The following is a 26,719-nucleotide window of genomic DNA, read 5'->3' on the forward strand; positions in this document are numbered from 1 at the left end:
CATTAAGAAAGCGCAACTATTGCTATGGTAACTAATACCGCCGTAATTAGCACCAATAAGGCTTTTAAATTTGATTCAAATCGTACCGATATTGCAGTGAACTTTGCTTGATAACCCGTCACCATTGCTAATACCAATGGCTTGTCACACAGTTTATAGCCAATAACGGCAGCAACATGCAAGCACACTAATATCGGTAATAGATAAAATAAGGCACTGTGGACTAAATAGAAAATATCAAATAAACCATCAGTTAACCATATATCTGCAAATGGAGCGTTATCCATAAATCCCGCGATCACTAACCCAGAAATACATTGCAATAATAGACAAAATAATAAGCTGACGACCATCCAACCACCAGCAGGATTATGGCCTACACCTTCTGCTGACTGCCCACGTAAATATTGTAACATTACTTTTGGTGAGCGTATAAATTGCGTAAAACGGCTTGTTTCACTGCCTATAAAACCCCACATCATTCGCCAAATAATAAGTGTAAATAACCCTAGTCCTAATTGTATGTGAGGGCCGTTAGCATTGTACCCAGTAATAACAAGTCCCAAAAATACAATAACTTGTAACCAATGATATAGACGTGTTGGTAAATCCCAGATCTTCATTTTCAACCTCTTTAAAAACAGTGATAAATTAACAATGACAACAATTTACATTAAAACAGTTGCGCACGCAACAGTTGTCATGTAAATTAAAACCAAGTCAACAGAGGCAACATCAATCGTTAATCAGGAGCACTACATGCAGGTATCTAAACAGGTCGCAACATTCATCACCACACTCACTTTTGCTTTCACAATCATGACAGCGCAGGCATCAGATAAAACACCAACATTGGAACAAGATGTAGCGCAACGCCAAGCAGCCTTTTCGCAAATAGAAGAGTTGCAAGAAAAAGTGGATAGCATGCTTGATAGCGCTATACCTAACTGGCAAGAGCTAGAGAATACCAGTGCATCGATCACGACTAGTTCTGCATCATTACAGCGTTTATTCGTATCAGGAAGTCAGTTAGACAGTAAAGCAAAGGATAAAGTATGGAGTGATAATCAAAAATTTAAAGCCGCATTGGCGAAAATGGATAATAGCTTTGTAATGATGGATAACGCGATTGCACAACAAGATAAAAGTGCAGCTAAAAGTGCATTAAAACAAGCGAATAAAACTTGTCGAAACTGTCACCGTCAATACAGATCGCGCTGGTAGAAGTTATCTCGATTCATACACCATCATTTTTAGCTCATAAGCAGGTATTATCATGAACAGAAATACACTCAAAAATATCCATAAAATCGCCGCTTCACTCGCATTTATATTGATAGCGACATTTCAAGTTAGTACGATTTTAGCTGATACATTTGCAACTGAAAGGCTGATTGCAGATGTAAAAAGCACCATATTGGTTTTTGTGCCAGTACTCATGTTGGCAATGATGGCCACAGGAATATCTGCAAATAAACTCTATACAGGTACGATGAAAGGAGTATTTAAAACAAAACAAACACGGATGAAGATTGCTGCAATTAATGGGATATTTGTTTTATTACCTGCCGCAGTCATATTAGCGAGATGGTCTGAGCAAGGTCAATTCGATACATTGTATTGGACAGTACAAGGGATAGAGATCATCACCGGGTTGGTAAATCTAACAATGATTGGCTTAAATATTCGAGATGGGATCCGTTTAGGTCGTAAAGCTAAAAAAGTATATTGCTAACACACGCAAAAATTATGGATGGGATGTATCTACAGTATCTGAAAATAGAACTTAACAACATTTGTTCTTAGCAAAAGCGGGCTTAACAAAAATTGCACCCGACTAAATGCCAGCGTACTGTAGATAAATATCTATAACTTAGTTTTTAACTTCGTTACTTACATCTTTAGCAATATCACGAGAAGCATGACCAATTGATGTCGTTACATCTTTCGTTGCATGGCCAATATCACGACCAACCGTTTTTAACTCTGCACAAGCAGTAAGCCCAAACGTGAATGTCAATGCAGTAATAATAACAGCTAATTTTTTCATTAAGGTAAGTCCATCTATCAATTAAATACGAAATTAAGATGTTGATTATATTCCGTTAAATAGAATAATGTAAGGAGACTATTTCAATAAATAAGGCGTGATAAACTCAGCAACTTCACGTTGGCAAACACCGACATCTACAGTGATACCAGCATCTGTCAGTACTGTTAATCCTTTGCCACTATTACGTGGATCAGGGTCGACAGTTGCGACAACCACACGTTCTATACGTCGACCAACAAGCGTATGTGCACACGATGGAGTACGGCCAACAAATGAGCATGGCTCTAACGTCACATAAGCAGTCACTTCTTCAAGGGAATCATCATACTGTGCGATAGCTTGTGCTTCAGCATGGTGTAAGCCGGGAGCCTGAGTAAAGCCCTCGCTAACAATCCGATTATTTTTCACCAAGACACAACCCACTGGCGGGTTAGGACGGCAATTTGGCAAGGCTAACTTAGAAAGTTCTAATGCGCGAAGCATAAACTTTTCATCATTTAATAAATCCAACACTTATCCTTATAACGTGATAATTCATAGCGACACTATTCAATCCATGATGGTAATCGTTTTACCGCCAAAGATCGAATCGTGTACAAAATTACCGCTACTTTATATTAGGATAAATTTATTATTTATAGCGGATACCGCGGTTTTTATTATCAGGCATCGTTTTATAGCGTCGATGTAACCACATCCACTGATCTAAACCACGTAATATCACTTTCTCTAACGCTGCATTCATCACGCGCGCGGCACCTTCCGGGTCACGACGTGGGAACTGCTCACTAATATCATGATCAATTTCTAGCGTATAGGTATTACCTTTACGGAAACCTGATGCGGTAATCACAGCACACTTACTCGCATCAACAAGAACACTTGTACCAGAAGTAGTTGCAGCCTCTTCAACCCCGAAAAAGGGAACAAATACGGCATGTTCAAAACCGTAATCCTGATCAGGGAGATACCATAACCGTCCGCCTTTTTTCAACACTCTGAGCATGCCTTTAACATCTTTCCGGTCGATCATTTTATTACCATGATGTGTTCGCCCCCAATGCTGAATAAAGTTATAGGCAGGATTACTGTGTGTACGATAAACACCATATCCAGGTGCAAAAAAAGTAAATGCACGGGCCGTAATTTCCAGATTAAGCGCATGGACAGCGACAATTAAGGCACCACGCCCTGCTTTATCGAGCGCTAATATTTCCTCGTTATTCGTAATTTTGATGTGTTTTTTAAAACGCCAATCAGGCCAAAACCAGGCAATCCCCATTTCAATAATGGCTAAACCGGTATTTTTTATATTTTCTTCACTTATATTATGGCGTTCAGTATCTGCCATGTCAGGAAAGGCTAATTGCAGGTTACGCAGGACAACTCGTACACGACTTTTTGCTATTTTCGTGACGATAAAACCCAGCCCTCTACCAAGACGGAGTAATATGAAATAAGGGAGTAAGTTCACCGTTAATGCAAGACACCCAACCGCTAGCCAAATAGACCAATACTTTGGATGCAGTAAGGCGAATGTAAACTTAGGTTCTGAGTATTGAGTCATAATGCTTGCTAGTCTTAGGTGATTTAATCGCATCTTAGCCAACATAATGTAGATTTTATGTTGAACTGATACGATTAAACAGAGTAAATAACAATATTATAAAGTATTTAATAGTTAATTTTAATACTCACTGACATAAGCTTACACATATGTGAAGTCATACGAATATGAACATTGCATTGTATTGCAACGCGCTAATTATTTTGTTTTAGTAAATAATCAAGCCCACTCGTAATCGCCATCACTTGTGCTTTTATGCAGTTCTCATCATCCACTAAAGGACTATCTGGATATACTTCAGTCGTTGTACCGTAGATACAATCACTAAACCCAGAACATAAGCCAAGTGCTTTTGTTGCATAATTAATAACACCGAACTGAGCCAGCTTTTCACCAATAATACGGCCACTATCATCAGCAGGAGCAATATGAGTAACACCACTGACAGCGTTAATGATATGTGTTTGAAATTCAGTGTTCGGATTGAGCGTATCTCCGACTAAATAAAAACCATCAGGAATGTTCCAATTATCATGCACAACAGCATCTCTTGCCGCTAATGCAGGTCGGAACTCGCTGTTATCTGTATCCGTTGTTTCATGTAAATCGATATGTGCAGTAATCTGAACATCAAGTTTCGCAATACACTGCATTAATGCCGCGGATTCTTCAGCAGGACTATTTTCAACGAACGAACGATTTGGATCAACAGCGTTTGGGTTCCAGCGGTTAATCGTTTCATAACCCCAAGGACTTACGCAAGGTGCAACAACAATATTAAACTGTGAGCTGTAATGCTGCGCTTGTGTTTCTATAAAACGGATTGCGCCCTGAACGCCACTTGTTTCATAACCATGCACACCACCAGTAACAAGCACAGTCGGTTTACTATTATCCCAATTGCGAGTTTTAACAATAAATAATGGATAACGAGTTGGTTCATAAGACAGCGCACCATATTGCTCAATATCAAAATATTGACGTAATGGTGCTAATTTATCGAGTACTTCCTGCTGATAAGTGCGCACAATTGTTTGTTTAGCTAACCACGCTGCTTTATCTTCACTTGTCCATTTCTGTCCCGAAGTACCTATCTGATAAGCTTGTTCACGATCCATCTAGTTGCCTTCCTTAACGGTTATAATATGTAAATATACATTATTATAATGCGCCATCAAGGTATGGATTAACAAGAGAAAGTTTTAATCGTGATGATTATGGGGGGATAATCACCTTGCAGATATGTACAAGGTGACTTGTTATTTTAAGCGGACAATTTATCTAACGCAATTATTGCGCCTGAAGGTGGAATAGTCGCGATAACGGGTATGGGGAATGCAGGTGCGATAACTTGTAATACGAGTAGCGAGTTAAAATACGTATTAAGTAGTTGACGATTACAGCCTATTTTCAACCGCTGGAAATAGGCCTCACTCTGCTTTCACTGTTGATATACTACTGACGTTTTTGAATTAATCTCATATTTTTAGCACCTACATCCCATTGGTTCATCACTGAGTAGAAGGCATTTCTTTTACCTATGGTGTAAGAGATTTCACGAACATCGGTCATGACTGCCTGATAAATTTCATTTAATGTGTTAACATCGATATTACGATCGTTATTATCGATGTTATCCATATCAAACACATGCCAACCATCAGGTAATTTTTGTGATTGAGATTGAATTTGGAAAGCATATTCTTTCCAATCTCCACCTTCTAGCGGCATTGTAGCCCCCACTTTATAAACGTTATATTTCACTTTGTTATATTCACCCACAATATTTAACGTCACGCTCAGTGGATCTCGGTAACCGGGTTCAACAAAAACTTTTAACGCTATTGAAGCATTAGATACATTCTTTTCTGTATAGTCACCTGTGAACAGAGGGTCCTGTGAAAATATTCTTGGAATCGTGATCTCTTTGTCATCTTGAGCAAGAAAGCTTTCTCGAATATAACTGTAGCCGTGATAGCCATACTGTGTTCCCCATTCCCACGTTTTTACATTTCCGTGAGGTTTCACAATATGTTTTTCTGCGGTTTCAACTTCAGCCATCGCAAACTGTGAAATAGACGCGACACATAACGCTAATGTTAATTTCTTAAGTGGCTTAATCATATTTATCATCCCTGTTATTAATTGATATTAAAATAAATAAACTTATACATAACAGAGCAAGAAGAAAGCCAAAATAAACATTAAGTAGACATTTAACGAACAGTACATACAGTTTAAACGATCAAAACACACCTCTTTAGTGATATTAAAATAACGCCCCACGCCTTGTTTCATCTAGCCTTAACGCATAATAAATCACTCAATAAGAGGTAGGTCATTAAAATGATAAAACAGGTTTATTTATTTAAAATACAGGTAAATAACAACTTTAGAATACCCCCTCTAAACACCAATAATCAGATTATTTCACCATAATGGTGAGATAACTTAGCTTATACTCACCACAATATAGCAAAAGTGGTCATTAACATCTTTATTGAATTATAATCAACAACAAAAGGAACGACTATATGGCCGGTGGTTTTGCGAAAGACGGTAGCGTACAAGAACAAATTGATGCCACCCTTGACGATGCAGTTAATCTAGCACGCAGTCGACTTCATCATGACAATTTAACCAATGAGTGTAACGAATGTGGCATTCTGATCCCAGAAGCGCGCAGGCAGCTATTCCAGGGGTGGAATTGTGCGTAGCTTGCCAAGAAATAACGGATAAACAAGAAAAAGCGATTGAGGGATATAATCGTCGTGGTAGTAAAGACAGTCAATTACGTTAATCTCGTTCAATAAAAATGCCCACCAGTTAAACTGATGGGCATGATCTTACATATGTTTTAGTTATGCTTCGTTATTCAGTCACTCTCAACACACCACTCCATAAATCACCGAGTGAGTTGTCAGCTAAACCGTTCCATCCTGTTGTACGGCTAAACAATTTAACACTAAAGTGAATACCATTCGTTTCAACCATCGCGAGGTAATCATGTCCAGTCTGCACAACATCATTTTCATCTGTGTAATCAAAAATAACTTTAACTACACCCTCTTCATGCATAGACCAAGTCATTGGTGAGCTCACTGCATCAGAAGTTAATACACCAGTACCATCTTGATTGAATTGATACGTATCAACATCATCAGCTTGGTTTGAGCTATCACCTGTCGATAGCGTGATGCCTTGATCAATAAACCCATCACTGAAAGCAGAGACAAGTTTACCATCCTGACAAGTGGTAACCGCTTGCTTAAATTCCTCGTAACTACGGTAAGTCAGTGGTGCATTATTTACGTCATCCCAATCAGAATCGAGGTCTTCACAAGCCAATATATCGACAGATACATCAACCGCTTTATACGTCGTACTCCAGATTGATTGACGGTTACTATCGTATACTGCAAATTTCAAGTTACCGTTAGAGTCCTCAACAAGACGCATAAGGTAATTTAATGGCTGTTCTTCACCATTATAAAGCGCTAAATTACCATCATCGGTTATTGCCCATATACGGTTATATTTAACACCATTACGATAATAACTTGCTGTGTAGTCTTCATTAAAGACATACGAACGCGTTTGAGATGATCCGGTAATACGAATAATAGAATTACCCGCTAAATCCATCTCTGGTAATATTCCGCAGCCTGCAAGTTGAGTATTAAAATCAGCGACTGATGCACCACTCGCCTGATATTTAATATCACAGTCATATTCAGAACCTTCACTTTGAATCGCTAATAAGCTTGACCACACACTTATATCCGTTGCCAATTGCCCTTCATCATCACGGTATGTCGCTGAATCATAGCTCTTAATTGACCACTGAGATGGTGTGCTATCCAATAATGCCCAAATGCTCATGTTGCTTTCTTCGTTATTTTCACCAAACTCATTACTTAACACTACGTTATCACCATTTACACTCCAATCTTGAGTGTAAGCGGCAATACCTTGTTTATAGACAACAACGGTACCGTCTTCATTAAATACATGATTTCGACTCTCGCCTGAATTGGTAATACGGTGGAAATCTTGTGCAACAAGCATCTCTGCTGTAATAGCTTGAGAAACCCCACCACAATCACTTAACGCTTGTTCAAAATCATCAAGTGTTGCATTGGAGTCAATATCTCCCGTATCACAAGCTGCAATATCAACATCAACAGCATTCACTAGCGCAACTTTCGCAACATCATTCATTAATACAGCATTATCAAGTTCGATTGACTCGCCGAGCTTCAAGAATGACCCTTCGATAACCTGATTTTTGTACGTACTAAATAAAATGTATGGACTATCATGCTCCCAGCGATCGTTCCAACTATCAATCGCACTTTGCGGAACAGTCAGGGAAAGGATCTCTTCACCATTAAGGCTTTCTAACGCCCATGTAGCTGATGCGATTTTTTGTGCTGTCTGTGTTTCAGAAAAATCAAACGTATAAAAATTAGCAGTATTATCAGCAACTAACTCTACAGCAATATCAGCCCCTAACGAGACGGCATGAACAAGACCTACACTGGGGTTGTCACCAGCAGTTGAATCGCTAATCAGTTCATTCAATGCAACGGCATCTGCACCATCACTCGCGCCATCGTCCCCACGTAAGATCCACGGGCTATCGCCAGAGAGGGAATAGGTATCTTGATTCGCAGTTAAATTAAGTGAAGCGGAGGTAGCACCTTCGGGGAATATCGTACTGTCATCAGAAAAAAAAACATCATCTAGGCTATTTTGAGCAATGTTCAACCCAGTAAGATCAGACATAACACTGTCGATCTTATATGAAATATCGGTATTATTCGTCGGGTAAGTCGTTATCATCCCATCGGCTAAATCGATAGTATAACCACCAGCCACATTGCTCCAACCAGATGTTGTTAACAATATATCTGACGCCATATTTAACGGCAGCGACGCTAATGAATTGTCCGCTCTAATACGCTGATATGTCTCTGTAATGGCAATATCGCCATTAACCACAAAACCATCGACATACAACCCTGAGGCATTATTATTAGTTTCCGCTGATACCGTATAGAAAGTACCGCTGTCTTGTATAAACTTAAGCACTTGTTTTACTTCAGAGAGACCAAGCGTTGGATCCAGTGGATCGATATCAAGTTCATCGATAACACCGTCATTATCATCATCTGTATCGGCAATATTACCAATCAGATCACCATCATAGTCAAGCCAGTCACTTGCATCATTAGGCAGAGCATCAAGTGCATCGGGGATCCCATCACCATCCGTATCCGTATCTAAATCATCTTCGATGTTAAATATCGACACCTGATTATCAAAGTCATCTTCTGCAGTCGTATCGACAACTTGTTTAATCATATTGCTAACAACAGCAATCTGCTTATTAAATGTCGCACCTTCAGTGTCATCGGCAATAATAGTCGTATATTCAGCCGTGTCCTCTGGTAACACTTTTGAATTAACAATATTCTCAGCAGCATAATTAACATCACCGCTGCCATTAGCAATGTAATCCGATAATACGTCAGCGTCTTGTAGTCCAAGGTCACTTGCAATTTTAGCTATTGCAGTTTGTTTTATTGTCGCTAATTCGTCAGCGGTTTCAGTTCCATCTGTATTTTGCTCAATTTCAATATGTACCAATGTAGACAAAGGGGTTATTTCTCTTTCACCTGGGGGGGCAGACATAATAGCGTTGCTTACGACAGGTCCTCTCGATTCATCCACCGTTAGGCCGACTGTAATTTTTGCGAATGTAGCATATTGCTCTGGGTTGGCGATATTACTGACATCTAATGTAGCAACACCTCCACTAACGGTATATGCCGCAGGTTCATTCGCATCAAGTTGTTTATCACCATCGACATCAAGCCAAACTTGCGCATTTTTTAAATAACCATCAATTACTTTTATATCATACAAAACAGATGAAGGCGCTGATACCGACCCCGAACTCGTATCATCACTACCACCGCACCCAACAAGTGCAATAGAACTTGATAAGCCTAAAGCTACAACTAGTAATTTTTTCTTCATGTTTTTATCCCTAACACTTCAATAACAAGAGTCAAATACAAACAAGAAAATGGTAAATACATACAACATTAAAAGAACATACCATCAACACATAGTAACTATACTAGACATGGATATAGCGCATCGCACGAGATATAATAAACATAAATGGTCATATGACGGCATTTAGTGTTAATTTACAGTTAACAGCCAGGTTAATGGAATGTTAACCAAAATAAATTTGTTATATTTAACAACATCAAACTTAACGGGATGAATGAGTGAAATGAAGAGCAAGAGAAGATAAAAAAAACATAAAAAAAACCCGCTAATGCAGCGGGCTTCATCATCACTTAAAATTTAAATGATTGTTACAATAATTCAACAGACTGCTGTGCAATCACGAATTCTTCGTTGGTTGGAATAACCATAACAGCAGGTGTACCAGCTTCAGTAATTACGCCACCGTTACCAAATCGTGCTGCTTCATTTGCTTTCTCATCTTCTTTATAACCGAAGATTTTAAGGTAAGCTAATACTTCACGACGAATTGGTAATGCATTTTCACCGATGCCACCCGTAAAGATAATACCGTCAAGAGATTCAAGCGATACCATGTATGATGCAATGTATTTAGCAACACGGTATGTGAATACTTGGAATGCTAATGTAGCGCCTTTATGGCCCTGCTCCATTGCTTCAACAATACCACGACAATCACTTGTTAAGCCTGATACGCCCATAAAGCCTGAGTTAGTATTCAGTTCTTTATAAACTTCGTCTTGTGTCCAACCTTTTTTAAGTAAGAACTCAATGATGCCTGGATCCAAATCACCGCAACGCGTGCCCATCATTAGGCCTGCTAATGGTGTGAAGCCCATGCTTGTATCAACACTTTGACCATCACGGATTGCACATACAGATGCGCCATTACCTAAATGAACTGAAATAAAGCTGCTTTCTTCAACAGGCTTATTAATCATTTTCGCAGCTTCACGGCTAACGAAGTAATGGCTTGTGCCGTGGAAACCATAGCGACGAATACCATAGTCTTTATAAAGTTTGTGAGAGATTGCGCCCGTAAATGCTTTTGGTGGCATCGTTTGGTGGAATGCTGTATCAAATACGGCAAATTGTGGTAATGATGGGAAAGCTTGCATTGCAGCTTCAATACCTTTTGCACCAGCAGGGTTATGTAGTGGCGCAAGATCAGACAAGTCACGAATTTCGTTTAATACCGACTCATCAATCTGTACTGTGCTAGTGAATTTCTCTCCACCATGAACAATACGGTGACCAATAGCAACAATCTGTGAAGTTAGCCCTAGCGTTTCGATTAGTGCAACAATACGCTTAATCGCAAGTTCGTGATGGTTACCTTCACCTGTGATAGCTTCTTCAGACTTCTGTCCTTCATATTTCCAGCTAACTACTGCTTCAGGAAGGCCAAAACACTCCCCTAATCCACTAAGAACTGCATCACCGGTATTTGAATCGATAACCGCGAATTTTAAAGATGAGCTACCAGAGTTGATCACTAGTACAAATGAGTTAGACATGTGAATATGATTCCTGTTTCAAACTAATTATTGTGACTTGAGTCACTTATATTGTGACCCTATTATTCAATATTTTTTGAATAATTCAACTTAATTTTACATTAAGATGATAAACAGCCGACATTTCGTTGATCTGTGACAGTTCTCAACGCAATTTGTAATAACATGAAGCAAAAATTCTAGCTCAAAACATATTTCCGTACTTTGACCTACAACAATCTTCATCTTAGCAAGTAAACTCAGTATTTCTAGTAAACCTGTGTCTATAACTATCTATACAGTACCCCAGCACCATTATTTAATATAAAAACAACCCATTTATTAACTAAGTACATACGCTTACAGAAGCTTACAACCTAAATAGTATAAAGTATTATATTTTATTATAAAGTAGTGGCGAAAGAACATAACACGCATATGAAAAACAAGGTCTCACATGAAAAAACTCTTACTCACGTTATTATTATCAAGCAATGTCTATGCAAGTAACGACATCGCTGATAATTTTTCCCATATTGGTTTCGGTTATAAAGCAACAAATTATTCATCTGATGCAATGACGCCTTATTTTGGTGATAAATACAATAACGCCGAGGGTAAAGATTTAGCAGGGCTATATCTTGATGCCAGCGCCAATATTGCTGGCGATGTGTTTATTGAAGGGTATGCAGATTTCAGCACGAGATTAAGCTCTGATGTCGATAGTTGGTCTGCAGGCGTCGGTTATGTACTTAAACGTTCTCCCACATTGTCAGTACCCGTTTCTTGTGGTGTTATCAACTATACCGCACAGAGACAACACCTTACTTCTTTCAATGAAACTGCTGGTTACTGCAAAGTGGGTGTAAAGTCGCAGATCGCAAGAAAATGGATGGTCGACCTATCATATCAATATGAAGCCGTCGAAGAGAATAAGAATACGATTGGCTTAAAAAATGTATTCCAGCTTGGTTCTAGCTTTGGACTCGTTGCAGGCCTTGAATATGCCAACCGAACCGACAGCGAGTTTAGCTATAACTTAGGCGTTCAGTTCTCATTTGAATAACGACTCAGACTTACAAAATCAAGGCATAAAATAGAACACATCCCCCACAATATAAAGCCCTAGCGAACCACTGTCGTTATGGCTTTTATATTACCAAACGTAATATCTAATGAATTTTAGTTCCTTTGGGTTCATCAACAGCTAGTGTAATCTGCTGAAATTAGTCCAACCCATTGTTATTGAATAGCTTAAAAACACTGCACAAGGTAGTGCTATCCGGTTGTTTAAGCTTAAATCATCCACAGGAATTTATCATGTCATTAGTTGTTATCGCTAATTTAGCGATATTTTGTATCCTCATTTATTTAATAAATGGTCAACAACGAAAGGGTCATACTCTTTCTCGTCTCGTCTTACTAGGCCTAATTTCAGGTAGTGTATTTGGATTATTACTACAGGTTGGTTATGGTGAAGGCAGTAGCGTCATTAAAGAAACCCTTGCTTGGGTAGACATCGTTGGCAAAGGTTACGTTGGCCTGCTCAAAATGGTGATCATGCCATTAGTATTAGTATCAATGATTTCTGCAGTCGTAAAATTAGACCGCTCAGGATCACTGGGAAAAATTAGCGGTTTAACAATTACGGTATTACTCTTTACAACGATGATATCAGCACTTATTGGTATTGGTATCACACAAGTATTTGGTTTATCAGCAGAAGGCTTAACAGAAGGTGCACGTGAAGTTGCCCGTGTCGCAGTCATTGAATCACGAGCAGGTCAAGTCAGTGATTTAAGCATACCACAAATGCTAGTTAGCTTTATTCCTACAAACCCATTTGCAGACTTAACAGGCGCACGCTCAACATCAATTATTGCAGTGGTTATCTTTGGTATTCTAGTCGGTATTGCAGCGCTTAAAGTTAGCTCTGAAAATGCGGAGTTAGCAAAACCAATTAATACATTTGTTGATGTATCACAGGCTATTGTTATGCGTTTGGTTAAAATGATCATGGCGATCACACCTTACGGTATCTTAGCGTTAATGATGAAGGTGGTTGCAACATCAAGTGCCAGTGACATTCTTAATTTACTCGGGTTCATCGTTGCCTCTTATGTTGCCATTTTATTAATGTTCGTTGTACATGGCATATTAGTTTCATTCGTGGGTGTTAAACCTACTGAATATTTCAAGAAAATATGGCCGGTGCTCACGTTTGCATTTAGCTCTCGCAGTAGTGCAGCAACAATCCCACTCAATGTAGAAGCACAAATCAACAAACTAAACGTGCCACCTGCGATTGCCAACTTGTCTGCATCATTTGGTGCGACGATTGGTCAAAATGGTTGTGCGGGCATCTACCCTGCAATGTTAGCAGTGATGGTCGCACCAAGTGTCGGTATTGACCCGATGGACTTTAGCTTCATCCTGTCTTTAGTTGCGATTATTATGGTGAGTTCATTTGGTATTGCTGGTGTGGGTGGTGGTGCTACATTTGCGGCTCTGATTGTATTGCCTGCTATGGGCTTACCTGTGACGATTGCAGCCTTACTTATTTCGATCGAACCCTTAATTGATATGGCGAGAACAGCATTAAACGTCAGTGGTTCGATGACTGCAGGAACAATAACAAGTCGATTATTAAAATCAAAAGAAGACAAGTTAACGGCTAACACTGCAGAGCAAACGACGGCTTAATAAATAACAGTCGCGGTAAACACACGGCCTATTTGTTAACTCGAATAGGCTTTTTTACATCTGCTAATTATTTATTTTATTGCTCGAGCTATTTAACGAGCTATTTAACGAATTGTGCATGTACTGGCGTGAAAATGCACCCACACTCATAGGCCGACCAAAATGATAGCCTTGATACACATGCCCACCCGCACGTTGAATAAAATTAGCCTGTTCTTTATCTTCAATACCTTCTGCTACGACCGTCAAGTTAAATGCTTTTGCCATTGAAATAATAGCCGTCACTAAATGTTGATTGACGACAGACGTTTCTAAGCTAGCAATAAAGCTACGATCAATTTTCACTATACTAAACGGAAAACGATGGATATAACTTAACGAAGAATAGCCAGTGCCAAAGTCATCTAAAGCAATACGAATACCTAATGCATCAATACGTTTTAGCACATTTAAGATCACTTCTTGATCATCCATAAAGACATTTTCAGTGATCTCAACCTCAAGTGATTTAGCACTCACATTATATGTTTTCAATAATGTTTCAATTTTATCAACTAAGGTTAAATCCGTTAATTGCAACGGCGAAAGGTTTACAGCAACAAAGAAGTCATCATCATATGAACGCTGCCAACTGGCCAGTTGCTTAATTGCAGAGCGTAACACGAAATAACCGATTTCGATCATCATCCCCGACTCTTCCGCAATAGGAATAAATGTATCAGGGCCAACAGAACCAAGTAACGGATTATGCCAGCGTAATAGCGCTTCAGAGCCGATCAGCTTTTCATTTTGCACATCAAATAATGGTTGATAATGTAAACTTAACTCCTCATTCACCAACGCATGCATTAATTGTGATTCAAGCTGAAAACGATCCATTAATTCCGCTTTTAAAGAAACATCAAAAAACTGATAATCTCTATTGTGTGTTTGGCATTCTGACGCCGCCACGCTGGTATTATGCATGAGTTCTAAAAAACTATTACCATGCTCAGGATAATAAGAAATGCCTATACAGCGTGTTAAATTAATATAATGATGTTGAAATGAAACAGTCTCACTAAATTCAGCAAGTAAGCTATTAATTGCCTCCATCAGTGTGACAATTAAATTCTCATTCTCTTGTTGATACACCAGAGCGAAATCGTCATCTGATAATAAGGCAAGATAGACACCCTCAGGGCATAACGACTTCAATTTATCAGCCACATAACAAGTAATATGCTGTGAGCATAACAAACCTAAATTATTACGAATTTGAGTTAAATTAGTGATACGTAAATGCATCAGTGCCGTTTTATTTTCACTAATGAGAATATGTTCATTAAAGTATTTTTCTAACTCATGAATATTAGGTAATCCAGTTAATCCGTTTCTATATTTTTGATGTTGAATAACTTGTTCTGCAGCCGCGTATTTATCTAATGCTTTAGCCAATTGGTTATTGACCACTTCAAGCTCTGCAGTTCGTTGCGTTACCTTTTCTTCTAATACGTATTGCTGATATAAAATGGTAAGACTATTTTCAACCATCTGTTTGAATAACTTTAATAGTTGAAGGTCTGAGTCAGTATAACCATTTTCTTTATTATCCAATATACAGATCGTGCCAAACGGCTTCCCTGTCGGCCAATTTACCGGTAAACCGCAATAAGAAATCAAGCCAAGTTTTGCATCTGGATTATCACACCAACGCGACGTTTTTAACGCATTTTCGATGATCAGAGGTTGTTGTGAGCGAATGACTTCTTTACACAATAAATTTGCGTTTAAAGATTCTTGGTCACCGATACAAAAAGGATTATCTTGATGCTGATTCGTCACACAAACATCAATAGTATCACTGCTTAAACGCATGATAAGAGATGTCGGCACTGACGAAATATCAGCGATATGTTCAATTAATCCTTGCCAATTTTTCAGAATCTCTGAGGGTATCTCAAGATTACGATAGCTTTCCATGTCACATGACTCTTTCAATATTACGCAATACAACGGTACGATAAGAAAGATACTTATAATCTAAAACATTAAAATTTTAAAGGCTTATTTACCTTGTTTAATCAAATATATCATATACATAGACATGACTGCATGTAATACAATCTATTCCATATTTTTCTTTATAATAAACCTGATTTTACTACTGTTACTATAAAGTGAGTGAATATACATTATGTGTTCCCATAATAAATCCACAATCACTTATTAATAGTTATCGTTTATATTTCAATTTTAAAACGAACAATAACCACTAAGGAGATATAAATATACCATACTAAAAACAACAAAATAGAAGATGGATAAATACAATGAAACGGATTTTAATTGTAGGCACTTTTGTTGCAGCAATTGCAACAGGGAGTTATTTACTCACACAAAAAACACCACTTAGTACGCAAACGGTATTAAATTACATTCCAGAAAACACCGCGTTATTCTCAGGCCAATTAACACCCTTTCCTATAAAGAATTATATTAACTCAATGGCGGGTATCGACAGCCATTCTCCTAACGATATCATCACATCGATATATGAAAGTGAAAATTACGATCCAACAAATACCAAACTCAACTTTTTTCTGAACTTAGCTCAACGCTATATCGACAACATGCAAGATGCAGAGGCATTTATAGCGACGTTCGGCCTAGCAGAAGAAATACAAGGTTACTTTTATACCTTAGGTGCTATTCCTGTATTAAAAATAGATGTCATCGATCCCGATGCGATATGGGCACTGTTAGATAACGCAGAAGCAGAGAGCGGATTTACCCATAAACAACGTCAAATAAAGCAACGGGATTACCGTGTTTACGCGCTAACAGAAGAGGCAAACACAGACCTATTAGAGTTAATTGTTAGCCAGCATGATAAGGTATTAACTATTACCTTTAATACCAAGTTAAATACGCCATTACTGTTAGAACATGCTCTCGGATTGACCCCAATAGCTAACTCACTAGCCAACTCAAATACGCTTGATAATTTGATTGAAAAACACGGTTTTGTATCGCAGTCCATTAGCTATATAAATCATCAAGCGCTAATTCAAGCGATCACATCACCAAGCGACAGTTTACTTGGTCAGCATATTTCGACACTAAGCGCACAGCAAGATCAAGCAGCGCTACAAATATATCAGCTTCCTCAGTGTAAAAGCGAATTCACCAATATTGCCAATAATTGGCCACGAACTGTCTTTGGTTTTAACAAGTTTGAAGTTGGTGAAGACTCGGCAACATTCGATATGTCAATGATCGTGGAAAGTAACAACCAGACCATATTAACCGCCTTAACACAAATGACAGGCTTTATTCCTGATTACGTTAACGATCTAAACAATACCGTTTTAGCCCTTGGGCTCGGTGTCGATGTCGGTAATTTATCACGAGCCGCCAGTGATATTTGGAATGAGTTACAGCAACCAAATTACCTCTGCCCGCCTTTGCAGGAAATCCAATCCACACTTGAACAATATAATCCAATCATGCTTAGTGTGATGACTGCGATGGCCAATGGTATTAAAGGCGTTTCTGGCGCCATTATTGATTACAGCTTAGATAAAAATAAAAGTGCAGTGACCATTAAAAGTTTAGATGCCATCATAAGCTTATCAGCTAATGATCCAAGAACGCTATTTAATATAATCTCAAGCTTAAGACCTGAGTTGGCTGATATGAAATTACCTGCAAACGGTAATATACTCGAACTATCATCACTCATACCCATGTCACCACTACCGGGGATCAACCCCAAACTAATCATGCATAAAGAGCACATGGTTATATTTAACGGTGATAAAGCAAAAAAAGTGGCTATCGCACTCGGTGAAAAGCCAATTACCGCAACAGGCTTATACAGCCTATCAATTGATTACAGTAAAGCATTTACACCACTGGTCACTGCGGCGGAATTGAGCGGGCAAGATATACCACCAGAACTTGAAGATTTAAAACATTACAATCTACGTTTCAACACTGGTTTACAGATAAATGAACAAGGTATTGAGGTCACTTCTTTTATCGATTCAAAGCCAAACTCTAAACCAAAAACGATGCCATGAGTCGATATTTTAAGTTTTGATAGCATTTAACAATCACTTAAGTCACCCACATGACTAAAGGGATCGTTTTTTGTAAGGCTACGTAAAAAACACCTATTTTATAATATACACCATGCTATTTTACGACCTTGTATTATTAATTATCAATATGGCTTAACCCTAAATTAGTAGGCGCACAAACCTTAAAAATGCGCTAATAATAGAAACCTGCGATAATCACATGGAATGGAAATAAAAATGATTGTGTTCACGATAGACTCTATCAGTTCGATCTGTGCGTTACTAAAAGATAGCGCGGTACCGCAACCAACAGACATTTTTTTTGATGATGGGCTTAAGCGACACAAAGTAACCGAGTTTAACCTTGTGGAGCAATGTTTTGATGTCAATGGAATGTACCAAACCCACACTGTCGGATATAAAATGAATTTAATCACAGGCAGTATGCTAAAGCTTGATATTAATGGGGAACTATTAATCGATATTAATGAAGAACTATTAAATATACTACCTCCCGAAAAAATAGCTTAAGTACCTCCTCTAGAATTAAAGTACTCGATATAAAAGATGATTCGAGTACTTTATTTTCTATTCTTAAAATACCTCAACTCTGCGATTCTTTTTACGACCTTCAGCACTCTTGTTATCTTCCAAGGGTTCTCCCTCGCCTTCACTCGCTAGTTCGAAGTTGTTCTCAGTCATGCCTTTATCCACTAAATATTGCTTGGTGGCGATAGCACGTTGCATCCCAAGACGGCGATTATAGGCCTTATCTCCGGTACTATCCGTGTGACCAGTCAACTCAATCACATCGGTGTTCATTTTTAAACTATTGACGACTTTGTCTAAAATAAGAATCGATTCAGGGGTCAGCAGATGTCGATCAAAATCAAAATAAACACGTGCAATCAACTCCTTATCCGATGATGCGTTGATTGATAATAATCGCATTGCATCTAAATATTCCATACACTGGCTATCAACCCCCACTTTCTCTGCGCGTTTAGCTAAAGTAAGTCTGAGTGCTTTATCATTTACATCTTGGTTTATTTGTAAATAGCCATTACGGTGATAACCAATTGCAGTCACTTGCTCTATCGTTATTGATTGACTCGTATTATGACTTTCTTGCCCACAGTACTTCACCAATAATTGATTAAAATTACTCTCGGCATTAACACTCATTGCAGTAACGCATGTTAGTAATAAAAATGTATTTTTTATCATCTTAATTCCTCTGATGAAACTAGTTTAAATGACGGTAATGTAATTTAGTGATGCCTTCGGTCTGAGTCCCTTTCTTAATCATGTCTTTAATTTTAATAATCAGATCATCGACATTTTTCACGTCCACAATATTTTCACTGCCAACACAATGTTGAAATGCTTGCTGTCTACTGGCATCAAATTTAATGCCTAACACTGCCATATATAAAGGCACATCTCCGTCACTAAATTCATCTTTAATCTTCTGACACAAGCCCTTACTAACCCCTCCGTAATCAACCAAACTTTTAAACGTTTGTGTATAAGGAGATTCCACACCGTCACTCAAAATAAGCAGCATTTTAATCCTATTTTTATAGGCTTCTTTCTCTTTTGGCGTGACATATTTATTCCGTTCTTGCTGTAATAATTGTGCACCTTGTATGACCCCTTGATACACAGACGTGCCACCAAACGCTTTCATTCCTTTGATCGCATTTAACTTATTTATATTCTCCGTCATCGGAATCGTATGAAAAGCTGAGTTACAAGAATACTGACTCCATAACTTATTACGGCTATAATAATTAGCTTCTGGGTGCAGTTTTATATTACTTATTTTATCGACAAATACATTATTAACGGTTTTAGCGACATCCACATATTTATAAGGATCTGGGTGTATATATTGCGTCTTATTAGCAACACTATAAATGGTTCTCAAATCGTTCTGTGTCACACCTCGACAGTATCGACTATCTCTCCAGCAGTTTGAAAACATTTGGTATGTAAGGCTACTTACCTGTCTTGTCCAGTTAACATCTTCATAAGGGGTATAATTCGCACTATTATTTCCTGAAATGAAATCTTTATAGCGAAGTTGAGTCACACACAGTTTTTTGCCATTAACGTATCTTTGCACGCGCATATTAAATGGGACAAAACCGATTCTATTTTTACCTTTATCATCATTTTCAGCCAATATTTGTTGGCCAATTTTTAGAACCGCATTTTTAAGCACGTCAATTTTACGATTCGAACGATCCCAACTTTGGTTCATCGAACCAGAAAAATCAGATACAAAAACAATATCCACATATTTATCACCCGCAATTTCAGGGTAATTCCTTGCAATGGCTTTATTGACGATTGATTCCACCGATGAGAAACTCGGGATAAGTAAACTCGTAAACCAAGACTTATGCGTCGTTTTAGCATCCACGTTATATTGATAAAATGGCTTTCTCACTTTACCTACAATATCTTCCCCTTTTTTAACTGTCACCGCTAATACCGGTACATCCTTAATACCCCTAATATATGACTGCACATACTTCGTGGCGAGATCTTGTTCATAACCTGTTTTATTTTCACGATGTGCCATCGTGATCGCAAGTGCAGCCGCTTCAGATGCATCAGCAAGCCGGTTTTGCTTTTGAATATAGCGCGTGCCTTCCAGAGCCAAGAATACAGCACCAAACAAAGGCACTAATAAAAATACTAAAAAGATTGCGGCTGTACCCTGCTGTTTCGCTCTGCTAAATCTCATATTAACGTCCTACGATCACAGATGTGGATTGCAAATGCATTTGCTTTTGCTTTTGCTTTCCGAAAAACTGTTCAAACCAACTATCCACTTCATAACAAAGTGTGACTTGATAGAGTGGAAATAATTTACCAGCCAAATTCTTAGGCACTAATTGCGATCGACTCGTTTGCTTTAAAGAATCAGCATTATTACAAGTAGGTCCTTGTGCCACGGTACGGTTAAATGTTTGAAGTACACCTTTATTTAACGATTCAACTCTTAATCCATAAGGTCGATTTCCCGTTAGCAAACGCGAGGCTAATATTTGCATATCATCAATATCTTGCCGATTTAATTCAAAACGTTTGTGATAAAAACGCGTTCTTTCTTTGACGATATTCACCAAGGAGTAACTCGCACGATCTAATTCAACGCGGTTAAAAAGCTTAAAAGCAATATCACCAGTAAACAGCAATAACGCAGCAATTAAAAATAAGACAAAAGACATTTCAATCGCAAAAACGCCTTGCTGTTTATTACCCATTATCATCCCAACCTTGATGTTCTTGAACCATGACAATTGAGCTTTTCACAGCCCGTTCACCAGTCCACGGCAGACGTAGTATGGGCGTATAACGATACGTTAATGAGTATTCAGCTAGCGGGCAGTCTTGACAGTTAATTGTCTTGTTTTTCATGATCAGCGCTCGGTAATCTCGAAAGTAACGAATGCTCAACGTGTAATGACTAGGCTTTACGATGCTTTGCCATATCTGCCCTTTTTTAACAAACATCTGTTCAAAGCGGGTTTGATAATTCACATTATGTCGGCTGCCTTCATAAAGGCGGCTATCACGTGCAGATTCTCGCAGTGAAGACTCCGTTAAATTTATAATGTAGATAAACCGACACAATTCAAAAATGGCAAATGTACTTAAAAATAATAAAATTGATCCAAGTGCAAATTCAATCGTGAATACACCTTTTTGGCTGTTCATTCGAATCATCAAACTACCCTCTACAAGGCTGCAATAGCAGTAAGCAGCAGTGAAAACTCCGCATCACTGTAATCACGTTCCAAGATCTGACGCGCCGTGCCGTAATCTTTGACTTTAATCAATGCCACAGCAAGATTCATGCGTAGTCGGTCATTATCTGGTGAGCGTTCATAAATCGGTGTTAGCATCTCAATCGCCTGCTTGTATTCCTGACGAGCGATGTAGATAACGGCAATATTGTTTTTTATCGCAACATCATCAAACCCTTTTAAACGTGCTTGGTTAAACTGCTCCAATGCGTTATCGAAATCTCCTAAGCTGCCGTAAAGCACACCTAAACTGATATCAAGATCCGCATTGTTATAGCCTTGAACTTTTGCTTTTTGGTATGTACTAATAGCCAGCTCATATTGCTCTGATGCCATATATACTTTCCCAGCTAAATATAAGAATGCACTATCGCCATAACCCAATTCAGTAAGGTGTTGGGTATAAAAACGCGCAGATTCAATATCATCAAGCTTAAAATAGGTATCAGCCATTTTGGCCATTAGTGCGTTATCGTTAGGGTTAAGTTGTAATTGATTTTGATAGTAGCGACTTAATCCTTGATAATTACTGGCCGCAATCAAGTCTACCTCTCGGGTATCGACTGGCGTCTGTGAAGCACAGCCAGAGAGCAGTAAAATGACAATTAGCAGGCGACTTTTCATTAGCGATAATCTCTTTCGTTGTATTAATAATTGGTTAACGAGTTTATACATTAGCTACCAACATCCAGTGATATTTGCATCATCCCAGGGGCTAGAATAAGAATAACGATTGGGAACATAATTAATAAAATAAGAGGAATACTCATTTTTGCCGCCAGCTTACCGATTTTTTCTTCCATCCCTAATACATGCATTTTTCGCATATCCTCAGCGAGATCACTGAGCACATTCGAAATCGACGTACCGTGTTGTAAGTTTTGAATCAGCGTTAGAGTAAAACTCCGGATTTCATGTGTAGGTAAACGTTCACTTAGGTCAAACAAGGCTTTTTCTAAACTTTGTACCTTTGCACCGTCAGAGGTTTTACGAATGTGATAACAAAGGTCCTTATCAAAATCATCCAGCTCTTTACTCAAATAGCTAAGTGATGACTCGATTGTCATCCCTGTTTGAATACACACTGCCATCATGTCTAGCATGTACGGGAGTTGACGAGACGTTTTAGCCACGACGTGTTTTTTACGCAGTGCTAATATGCCATCAGGTATAAGCAGGATGGCAATCAAGGTACCAGTGCCTAATAATATTTTACTGTCTAACTCAATATCACCAAAGATGATCAGCAACTGAGCCACCAACAAGGTGCCGAATTTTAACGGTAAGTAATACTTGGCTAATTGTGAATTATAAATACCCGCATCAATCAGTTTATTCTTAAGGTCAACATGATGCTTATGCCCGATTGAAGTGAAAAACAAATTTATTTTTGATAGTGCTCGCTGTTCACGCTCATGCAAGAAATGATTAATATTACTTTTCAATAACTGCTTATTAATAACGACAGTTACTGTGTAAGCGATGGCGATACTCACGATGACAAGTAAGGCTATAATCCCAATCATTAACGTACCCCTCTCACTAATAACCACACAATGAATAACCCAATGAACTCACTGCCTAGTACGTAATAAAGCACGAACCGACCGTCTGGATTAGTCAGAATGAACTGCACATCACCGGGGTTGATGTAGTTAAGTAACAGCATAAACACAACGGGAATAATGGCGACGATTTTTGCAGACAGGCGCGCTTCAGATGTCATGGCCATCTTTTTCTTTTCAAGTGTTCTGGCGTCAACTAACACACGAATTAATCGCGCCATTACATTTTTGAGATGACCACCACGCGTCATATTTGCGCGAATAGTGACAATAAAAAATAGAAAAGCGGGATAAGGCACCTTTTTACAAGCACGCTTAAATACCTGTTCAGGTGATTCACCTAACTGTAAATGTTCAGACATGTGTAAAAATACGTGGCCAATATCGTTATCAAGTGTTTTACCCACATAGCTAATAGATTGAGTCACACTCTCACCCGCCGTCACCGCACTCATCATCATATTGAGCGCATCTGGAAACGTCATTTCAAAGTCTTCACGACGCTTATTAGACAGCCAATTCCAGCCAATAAAAAAGCCTAATACAGGCGCTAAAATTGGCAACCAGTAATGATCCAACTGCAAAATTTGTTGGTTGATGTAAGTAACACCACTGATGATCACGCCAAAATAAAGCACTAACTTTATCCAAGCCCACTTACCCAGCATCGAAAAAGAAGGACCTAATAACATTTTTAGCTTGAGGTATATCGGGGCGCGATGCAGGTAACCAAGGTTAATAGCTTCAAGTTGGTCGTCTTCAGTGAGTTCGATATGCTTTGCCAAAAAATGCGTCTTCAAGCTCGACTTCTGTGTGTAATACATCACAGCTGCGATACCAAAGAGAATAAGCGAGAAGGCAAGTATCATGAAGAATGCCTAAATGCCGCTTTTAATTCGTCTTGAAAACCACAGTAACGCGCACGTTGCATTAAGATAGAACGCTGCATGATCCCAGGCGTTATAAATACGCCCTTAATTGTATCAGTGGATTGTAAATCTTCGGCCTGAAAACTAAAGAGTTCATCCATCACGACATTATCACCTTCTAGTCCCACCACCTCAGAGATACTGGTGACTTTTCTTGAGCCATCATGTAAGCGGTTAACCTGAATAATTAAATGAGTGGCACTCACGATAGTACGGCGAATAGCTTCTAATGGCAGGTTCAAATCAGCCATCATGACCATTGATTCAATACGCGAAACAGCGTCTCGAGGCGTATTAGCATGTAACGTAGACATAGAGCCATCGTGACCAGTATTCATTGCTTGTAACATTTCAAATGCCTCTGAACCACGGCACTCACCTAGAATGATACGGTCAGGTCGCATACGCAGTGAGTTTATGACGAGTTCACGTTGTGATACTGCACCTGTATTTTCTATACTTTCAGCACGCGTTTCCATGCGAACAACGTGAGGAATTTGTAATTTTAGTTCTGCGGCATCTTCAATGGTAATAACCCGTTCGTCCTCACTAATATACTGTGATAACGCATTTAGCAAGGTGGTTTTACCTGAACCTGTGCCACCTGAAATTAAGATGTTTAATCGACAACGAGAAGCAATCATTAATACTCTGGCCATTTCAACTGACATGGCACCAAATTCCACCAACGATTCTAAGCCAATGGTTTTGTTTTTAAATTTACGAATCGAAATTGATGTGCCGTCCAGTGTAATCGGTGGAATAACGATATTCACACGACTACCATCCGCTAAACGTGCATCAACCATCGGAGAGGATTCATCAACCCGTCGGCCAACTCGAAATGCAATACGTTGTGCAATCTCTAATAATTGCGCTTCATTCACAAAGCTCACATCAGATTTTTTAACTTTGCCACCACGTTCAAAAAATATCTGATTTGGACCGTTGACCATAATATCGCTGATACTATCGTCTTCCATTAATGATTGCAGTGGACCTAAGCCAACGAGTTCATCAATTAAATTTTTAACCAAGCCACTACGAATAACGCTCGGTATAGGGCGTGAATAATTGTTCGCTAAGATCTCAATCGCTTGCTTGATCTGCACTTCAAGATCAGACTTATCCATATTTGAAACAGCTTGAGGATCGAGTACTTCAAAGATCTTATTTCTAAAATCAAGATAGATTGATTTGTTATTATTCATCGTTTGATCCAATTTATTACATTTTTCATAACTGATTTATTCTTACGCCCATCCAATAATTTTCCATTTAAGAGCTGGCTAATATCAGTAAAGGCACTAGATAACATCGCGTTGTGCTTGTACAAACGCTTACCTTGTAACAACATGCCAGCAGCGTGCCGACAGTAAGGCAGTACAACATCAACCGGATGCTCTAAGTGATCTGCAATTTCTTTCGGCGTCAATGGGAAATAATGCTCAGAGCGATGTGTATTAATCATGATAAATAAGCGTAATTCTTTCATACCCAACTGCTGCTGTAATGTAATCGAGTCAATCATCTTCTTTGCATTTCTAACGGATGACACGCTTGGTTCTACAACCAATACAACCATATCTACACGTTTGACCAATAATGGAATATCTAATGTAAAGTCAACAGATGCGGAATAATCTTCAATGATGAAGTTCGCTTCACGGTGTAATACATCAATAATATTGTGGCTATAACCAAGGAGGTCCGTGACAGAGCTTTCCCCCTGCAACGCTAATATGCGTAACTTTTGATTAACGGGTAAGAGATAGTCAGCCGCGCTATCTTCGTCTGCATCATGAAATTGTAGGCCGAGGTTCTCGACATTCTGTTTCTCAAAGTTTTTCAACCCCAGAATAATATCGATATTGCTATCATGATATTGATGGTCAACCAAAATAGTATCAGTGCCTAAGCTTGATAGTTTTGACGCTATTTCAGCACTAATCAATGTTGAACCCACACCGCCTTTCGAGCCGACGACAGCCACTTTCTTCGCTTTACGGTTTTGGCTAACCCCAGCAAAACGTGCAATGTTGTTATGCATATGACGTAAGAAGTCACTGGTATCTTGTTTGTTAATCGGCCAAAACAAGTAATACAGTCCCATCTCTTTTAAACCACGTAAGGTCGTGATGGCATCTTCTTTGCCAATAACAACGATGCCTTTATGATTGGGTAAGCGACTCGCAAACGCTTTAGCGTCCTCAACTACATTTTTTGATTGATTAAGTTCAAGAATGATAATTTCTTGCAGGTTGCCAATATTCATATCCGCGGCGGACACATTATTGCGTAAACAATCAGGATCAGACCAACCTTCAAAACGAAAAACTTCTTGTAATAAGTCTTTGCATTCATTTGTTTGATAAAACAAACTGCATCCAGAAGGACCTCTTTGAACCTTTTCCTTCTCTGTCGATTTACTTACCGCTTTAGCAAGATCAAACAT

Annotated in this window: 24 protein-coding genes and 1 pseudogene; 7 read left to right on the plus strand and 18 right to left on the minus strand. The window is 38.7% G+C overall.

Features of this window, described 5'->3' with window-relative positions:
• Positions 1–2: 2 nt before the first annotated feature.
• The gene (locus tag HWV00_RS13430) at positions 3–623 is read right to left on the minus strand and encodes a cytochrome b/b6 domain-containing protein (protein WP_255554558.1); all 621 of its coding nucleotides are present in this window, start codon (positions 621–623) and stop codon (positions 3–5) included.
• A 136-nt stretch (positions 624–759) separates the two neighbouring features.
• Between HWV00_RS13430 and HWV00_RS13435 the strand changes: the two genes are divergently transcribed.
• Both HWV00_RS13435 and HWV00_RS13440 read left to right on the plus strand, forming a co-directional pair.
• Complete coding sequence (locus HWV00_RS13435) at positions 760–1,224, plus strand: cytochrome c (protein ID WP_211682019.1); 465 nt, start codon at positions 760–762, stop codon at positions 1,222–1,224.
• A gap of 52 nt (positions 1,225–1,276) precedes the next feature.
• Positions 1,277–1,735, plus strand: a complete 459-nt coding sequence (locus HWV00_RS13440) for a hypothetical protein (protein WP_211682021.1) — start codon at positions 1,277–1,279, stop codon at positions 1,733–1,735.
• Positions 1,736–1,873: 138 nt separating this feature from the next.
• Here the strand turns inward: HWV00_RS13440 and HWV00_RS13445 are convergent, their stop codons facing one another.
• The 5 genes from HWV00_RS13445 to HWV00_RS13465 form a co-directional block, all read right to left on the minus strand.
• A complete protein-coding gene (locus HWV00_RS13445) occupies positions 1,874–2,050 on the minus strand; it encodes a hypothetical protein (RefSeq protein ID WP_211682023.1) in 177 nt (58 codons plus the stop codon).
• Between the two features lie 78 nt (positions 2,051–2,128).
• Positions 2,129–2,563 (minus strand): bifunctional diaminohydroxyphosphoribosylaminopyrimidine deaminase/5-amino-6-(5-phosphoribosylamino)uracil reductase RibD, encoded by a 435-nt coding sequence (locus HWV00_RS13450; protein WP_211682025.1) that lies wholly within the window; start codon positions 2,561–2,563, stop codon positions 2,129–2,131.
• Positions 2,564–2,684: 121 nt separating this feature from the next.
• Positions 2,685–3,620 (minus strand): LpxL/LpxP family Kdo(2)-lipid IV(A) lauroyl/palmitoleoyl acyltransferase, encoded by a 936-nt coding sequence (gene lpxL / locus HWV00_RS13455; protein ID WP_211682027.1) that lies wholly within the window; start codon positions 3,618–3,620, stop codon positions 2,685–2,687.
• 194 nt (positions 3,621–3,814) lie between these two features.
• Positions 3,815–4,738 carry a M14 family metallocarboxypeptidase gene (locus HWV00_RS13460; protein WP_211682029.1) on the minus strand — a complete coding sequence of 308 codons (924 nt, stop codon included), beginning with the start codon at positions 4,736–4,738 and terminating at the stop codon, positions 3,815–3,817.
• Between the two features lie 337 nt (positions 4,739–5,075).
• Positions 5,076–5,744, minus strand: a complete 669-nt coding sequence (locus tag HWV00_RS13465) for a hypothetical protein (protein WP_211682031.1) — start codon at positions 5,742–5,744, stop codon at positions 5,076–5,078.
• A 410-nt stretch (positions 5,745–6,154) separates the two neighbouring features.
• On the opposite strand from HWV00_RS13465, the pseudogene HWV00_RS13470 reads away from it, so the two are divergent.
• A pseudogene (locus tag HWV00_RS13470) lies at positions 6,155–6,420 on the plus strand (DksA/TraR family C4-type zinc finger protein).
• A gap of 71 nt (positions 6,421–6,491) precedes the next feature.
• Here the strand turns inward: HWV00_RS13470 and HWV00_RS13475 are convergent.
• Positions 6,492–9,665: a hypothetical protein gene (locus tag HWV00_RS13475; protein ID WP_211682032.1), complete on the minus strand. Its 3,174-nt coding sequence runs from the start codon at positions 9,663–9,665 to the stop codon at positions 6,492–6,494.
• Positions 9,666–10,015: 350 nt separating this feature from the next.
• The gene (locus tag HWV00_RS13480; RefSeq protein ID WP_211682034.1) at positions 10,016–11,203 is read right to left on the minus strand and encodes an acetate/propionate family kinase; all 1,188 of its coding nucleotides are present in this window, start codon (positions 11,201–11,203) and stop codon (positions 10,016–10,018) included.
• A 436-nt stretch (positions 11,204–11,639) separates the two neighbouring features.
• Between HWV00_RS13480 and HWV00_RS13485 the strand changes: the two genes are divergently transcribed.
• Positions 11,640–12,248, plus strand: a complete 609-nt coding sequence (locus HWV00_RS13485) for a hypothetical protein (RefSeq protein ID WP_211682036.1) — start codon at positions 11,640–11,642, stop codon at positions 12,246–12,248.
• A 254-nt stretch (positions 12,249–12,502) separates the two neighbouring features.
• On the plus strand, positions 12,503–13,885 hold the full coding sequence (locus HWV00_RS13490; protein WP_211682038.1) for an L-cystine transporter: 1,383 nt from the start codon (positions 12,503–12,505) through the stop codon (positions 13,883–13,885).
• Positions 13,886–13,948: 63 nt separating this feature from the next.
• Here the strand turns inward: HWV00_RS13490 and HWV00_RS13495 are convergent, their stop codons facing one another.
• Positions 13,949–15,847 carry an EAL domain-containing protein gene (locus HWV00_RS13495; protein ID WP_211682040.1) on the minus strand — a complete coding sequence of 633 codons (1,899 nt, stop codon included), beginning with the start codon at positions 15,845–15,847 and terminating at the stop codon, positions 13,949–13,951.
• A gap of 350 nt (positions 15,848–16,197) precedes the next feature.
• Between HWV00_RS13495 and HWV00_RS13500 the strand changes: the two genes are divergently transcribed.
• Both HWV00_RS13500 and HWV00_RS13505 read left to right on the plus strand, forming a co-directional pair.
• A complete protein-coding gene (locus tag HWV00_RS13500) occupies positions 16,198–17,949 on the plus strand; it encodes a hypothetical protein (protein WP_211682042.1) in 1,752 nt (583 codons plus the stop codon).
• Positions 17,950–18,186: 237 nt separating this feature from the next.
• Positions 18,187–18,480 carry a hypothetical protein gene (locus tag HWV00_RS13505; RefSeq protein ID WP_211682044.1) on the plus strand — a complete coding sequence of 98 codons (294 nt, stop codon included), beginning with the start codon at positions 18,187–18,189 and terminating at the stop codon, positions 18,478–18,480.
• Between the two features lie 63 nt (positions 18,481–18,543).
• Here HWV00_RS13505 and HWV00_RS13510 read toward each other — a convergent pair whose 3' ends face one another.
• The 9 genes from HWV00_RS13510 to HWV00_RS13550 are packed head-to-tail and all read right to left on the minus strand — an operon-like array spanning position 18,544 to position 26,719.
• Complete coding sequence (locus HWV00_RS13510; RefSeq protein WP_211682046.1) at positions 18,544–19,176, minus strand: OmpA family protein; 633 nt, start codon at positions 19,174–19,176, stop codon at positions 18,544–18,546.
• Positions 19,177–19,195: 19 nt separating this feature from the next.
• Positions 19,196–20,704: a pilus assembly protein gene (locus HWV00_RS13515; RefSeq protein WP_211682048.1), complete on the minus strand. Its 1,509-nt coding sequence runs from the start codon at positions 20,702–20,704 to the stop codon at positions 19,196–19,198.
• Position 20,705: 1 nt separating this feature from the next.
• Positions 20,706–21,227, minus strand: a complete 522-nt coding sequence (gene tadF, locus HWV00_RS13520; RefSeq protein ID WP_211682050.1) for a tight adherence pilus pseudopilin TadF — start codon at positions 21,225–21,227, stop codon at positions 20,706–20,708.
• Positions 21,220–21,690 (minus strand): TadE family protein, encoded by a 471-nt coding sequence (locus HWV00_RS13525; protein ID WP_211682052.1) that lies wholly within the window; start codon positions 21,688–21,690, stop codon positions 21,220–21,222. The genes tadF and HWV00_RS13525 overlap by 8 nt, the downstream gene beginning before the upstream one ends.
• An 11-nt stretch (positions 21,691–21,701) precedes the next feature.
• Entirely contained in the window at positions 21,702–22,394 is a 693-nt protein-coding gene (locus HWV00_RS13530; RefSeq protein WP_211682054.1) for a lipopolysaccharide assembly protein LapB, read from the minus strand.
• Positions 22,395–22,444: 50 nt separating this feature from the next.
• Positions 22,445–23,296 (minus strand): type II secretion system F family protein, encoded by an 852-nt coding sequence (locus tag HWV00_RS13535; RefSeq protein ID WP_211682056.1) that lies wholly within the window; start codon positions 23,294–23,296, stop codon positions 22,445–22,447.
• Positions 23,296–24,204 (minus strand): type II secretion system F family protein, encoded by a 909-nt coding sequence (locus tag HWV00_RS13540; protein WP_211682058.1) that lies wholly within the window; start codon positions 24,202–24,204, stop codon positions 23,296–23,298. Before HWV00_RS13540 ends, HWV00_RS13535 begins: the two co-directional genes overlap by 1 nt.
• Positions 24,201–25,475, minus strand: coding sequence for a CpaF family protein (locus tag HWV00_RS13545; RefSeq protein WP_211682060.1), 1,275 nt, complete (start codon positions 25,473–25,475; stop codon positions 24,201–24,203). Before HWV00_RS13545 ends, HWV00_RS13540 begins: the two co-directional genes overlap by 4 nt.
• The gene (locus HWV00_RS13550; protein WP_211682062.1) at positions 25,472–26,719 is read right to left on the minus strand and encodes a chromosome partitioning protein ParA; all 1,248 of its coding nucleotides are present in this window, start codon (positions 26,717–26,719) and stop codon (positions 25,472–25,474) included. The genes HWV00_RS13545 and HWV00_RS13550 overlap by 4 nt, the downstream gene beginning before the upstream one ends.

Origin of the sequence: Moritella sp. 24, assembly GCF_018219155.1 — a bacterium.
Taxonomy (GTDB): domain Bacteria; phylum Pseudomonadota; class Gammaproteobacteria; order Enterobacterales; family Moritellaceae; genus Moritella.

Bases quoted from the DNA above. Each gene is read 5' to 3' on its own strand.
- HWV00_RS13430 (WP_255554558.1), bottom strand. From the start codon at position 623: ATGAAGATCTGGGATTTACCAACACGTCTATATCATTGGTTACAAGTT.
- HWV00_RS13435 (WP_211682019.1), top strand. From the start codon at position 760: ATGCAGGTATCTAAACAGGTCGCAACATTCATCACCACACTCACTTTT.
- HWV00_RS13440 (WP_211682021.1), top strand. From the start codon at position 1,277: ATGAACAGAAATACACTCAAAAATATCCATAAAATCGCCGCTTCACTC.
- HWV00_RS13445 (WP_211682023.1), bottom strand. From the start codon at position 2,050: ATGAAAAAATTAGCTGTTATTATTACTGCATTGACATTCACGTTTGGG.
- lpxL (WP_211682027.1), bottom strand. From the start codon at position 3,620: ATGACTCAATACTCAGAACCTAAGTTTACATTCGCCTTACTGCATCCA.
- HWV00_RS13460 (WP_211682029.1), bottom strand. From the start codon at position 4,738: ATGGATCGTGAACAAGCTTATCAGATAGGTACTTCGGGACAGAAATGG.
- HWV00_RS13465 (WP_211682031.1), bottom strand. From the start codon at position 5,744: ATGATTAAGCCACTTAAGAAATTAACATTAGCGTTATGTGTCGCGTCT.
- HWV00_RS13475 (WP_211682032.1), bottom strand. From the start codon at position 9,665: ATGAAGAAAAAATTACTAGTTGTAGCTTTAGGCTTATCAAGTTCTATT.
- HWV00_RS13480 (WP_211682034.1), bottom strand. From the start codon at position 11,203: ATGTCTAACTCATTTGTACTAGTGATCAACTCTGGTAGCTCATCTTTA.
- HWV00_RS13485 (WP_211682036.1), top strand. From the start codon at position 11,640: ATGAAAAAACTCTTACTCACGTTATTATTATCAAGCAATGTCTATGCA.
- HWV00_RS13490 (WP_211682038.1), top strand. From the start codon at position 12,503: ATGTCATTAGTTGTTATCGCTAATTTAGCGATATTTTGTATCCTCATT.
- HWV00_RS13495 (WP_211682040.1), bottom strand. From the start codon at position 15,847: ATGGAAAGCTATCGTAATCTTGAGATACCCTCAGAGATTCTGAAAAAT.
- HWV00_RS13500 (WP_211682042.1), top strand. From the start codon at position 16,198: ATGAAACGGATTTTAATTGTAGGCACTTTTGTTGCAGCAATTGCAACA.
- HWV00_RS13505 (WP_211682044.1), top strand. From the start codon at position 18,187: ATGATTGTGTTCACGATAGACTCTATCAGTTCGATCTGTGCGTTACTA.
- HWV00_RS13510 (WP_211682046.1), bottom strand. From the start codon at position 19,176: ATGATAAAAAATACATTTTTATTACTAACATGCGTTACTGCAATGAGT.
- HWV00_RS13515 (WP_211682048.1), bottom strand. From the start codon at position 20,704: ATGAGATTTAGCAGAGCGAAACAGCAGGGTACAGCCGCAATCTTTTTA.
- tadF (WP_211682050.1), bottom strand. From the start codon at position 21,227: ATGGGTAATAAACAGCAAGGCGTTTTTGCGATTGAAATGTCTTTTGTC.
- HWV00_RS13525 (WP_211682052.1), bottom strand. From the start codon at position 21,690: ATGATTCGAATGAACAGCCAAAAAGGTGTATTCACGATTGAATTTGCA.
- HWV00_RS13530 (WP_211682054.1), bottom strand. From the start codon at position 22,394: ATGAAAAGTCGCCTGCTAATTGTCATTTTACTGCTCTCTGGCTGTGCT.
- HWV00_RS13535 (WP_211682056.1), bottom strand. From the start codon at position 23,296: ATGATTGGGATTATAGCCTTACTTGTCATCGTGAGTATCGCCATCGCT.
- HWV00_RS13540 (WP_211682058.1), bottom strand. From the start codon at position 24,204: ATGATACTTGCCTTCTCGCTTATTCTCTTTGGTATCGCAGCTGTGATG.
- HWV00_RS13545 (WP_211682060.1), bottom strand. From the start codon at position 25,475: ATGAATAATAACAAATCAATCTATCTTGATTTTAGAAATAAGATCTTT.
- HWV00_RS13550 (WP_211682062.1), bottom strand. From the start codon at position 26,719: ATGTTTGATCTTGCTAAAGCGGTAAGTAAATCGACAGAGAAGGAAAAG.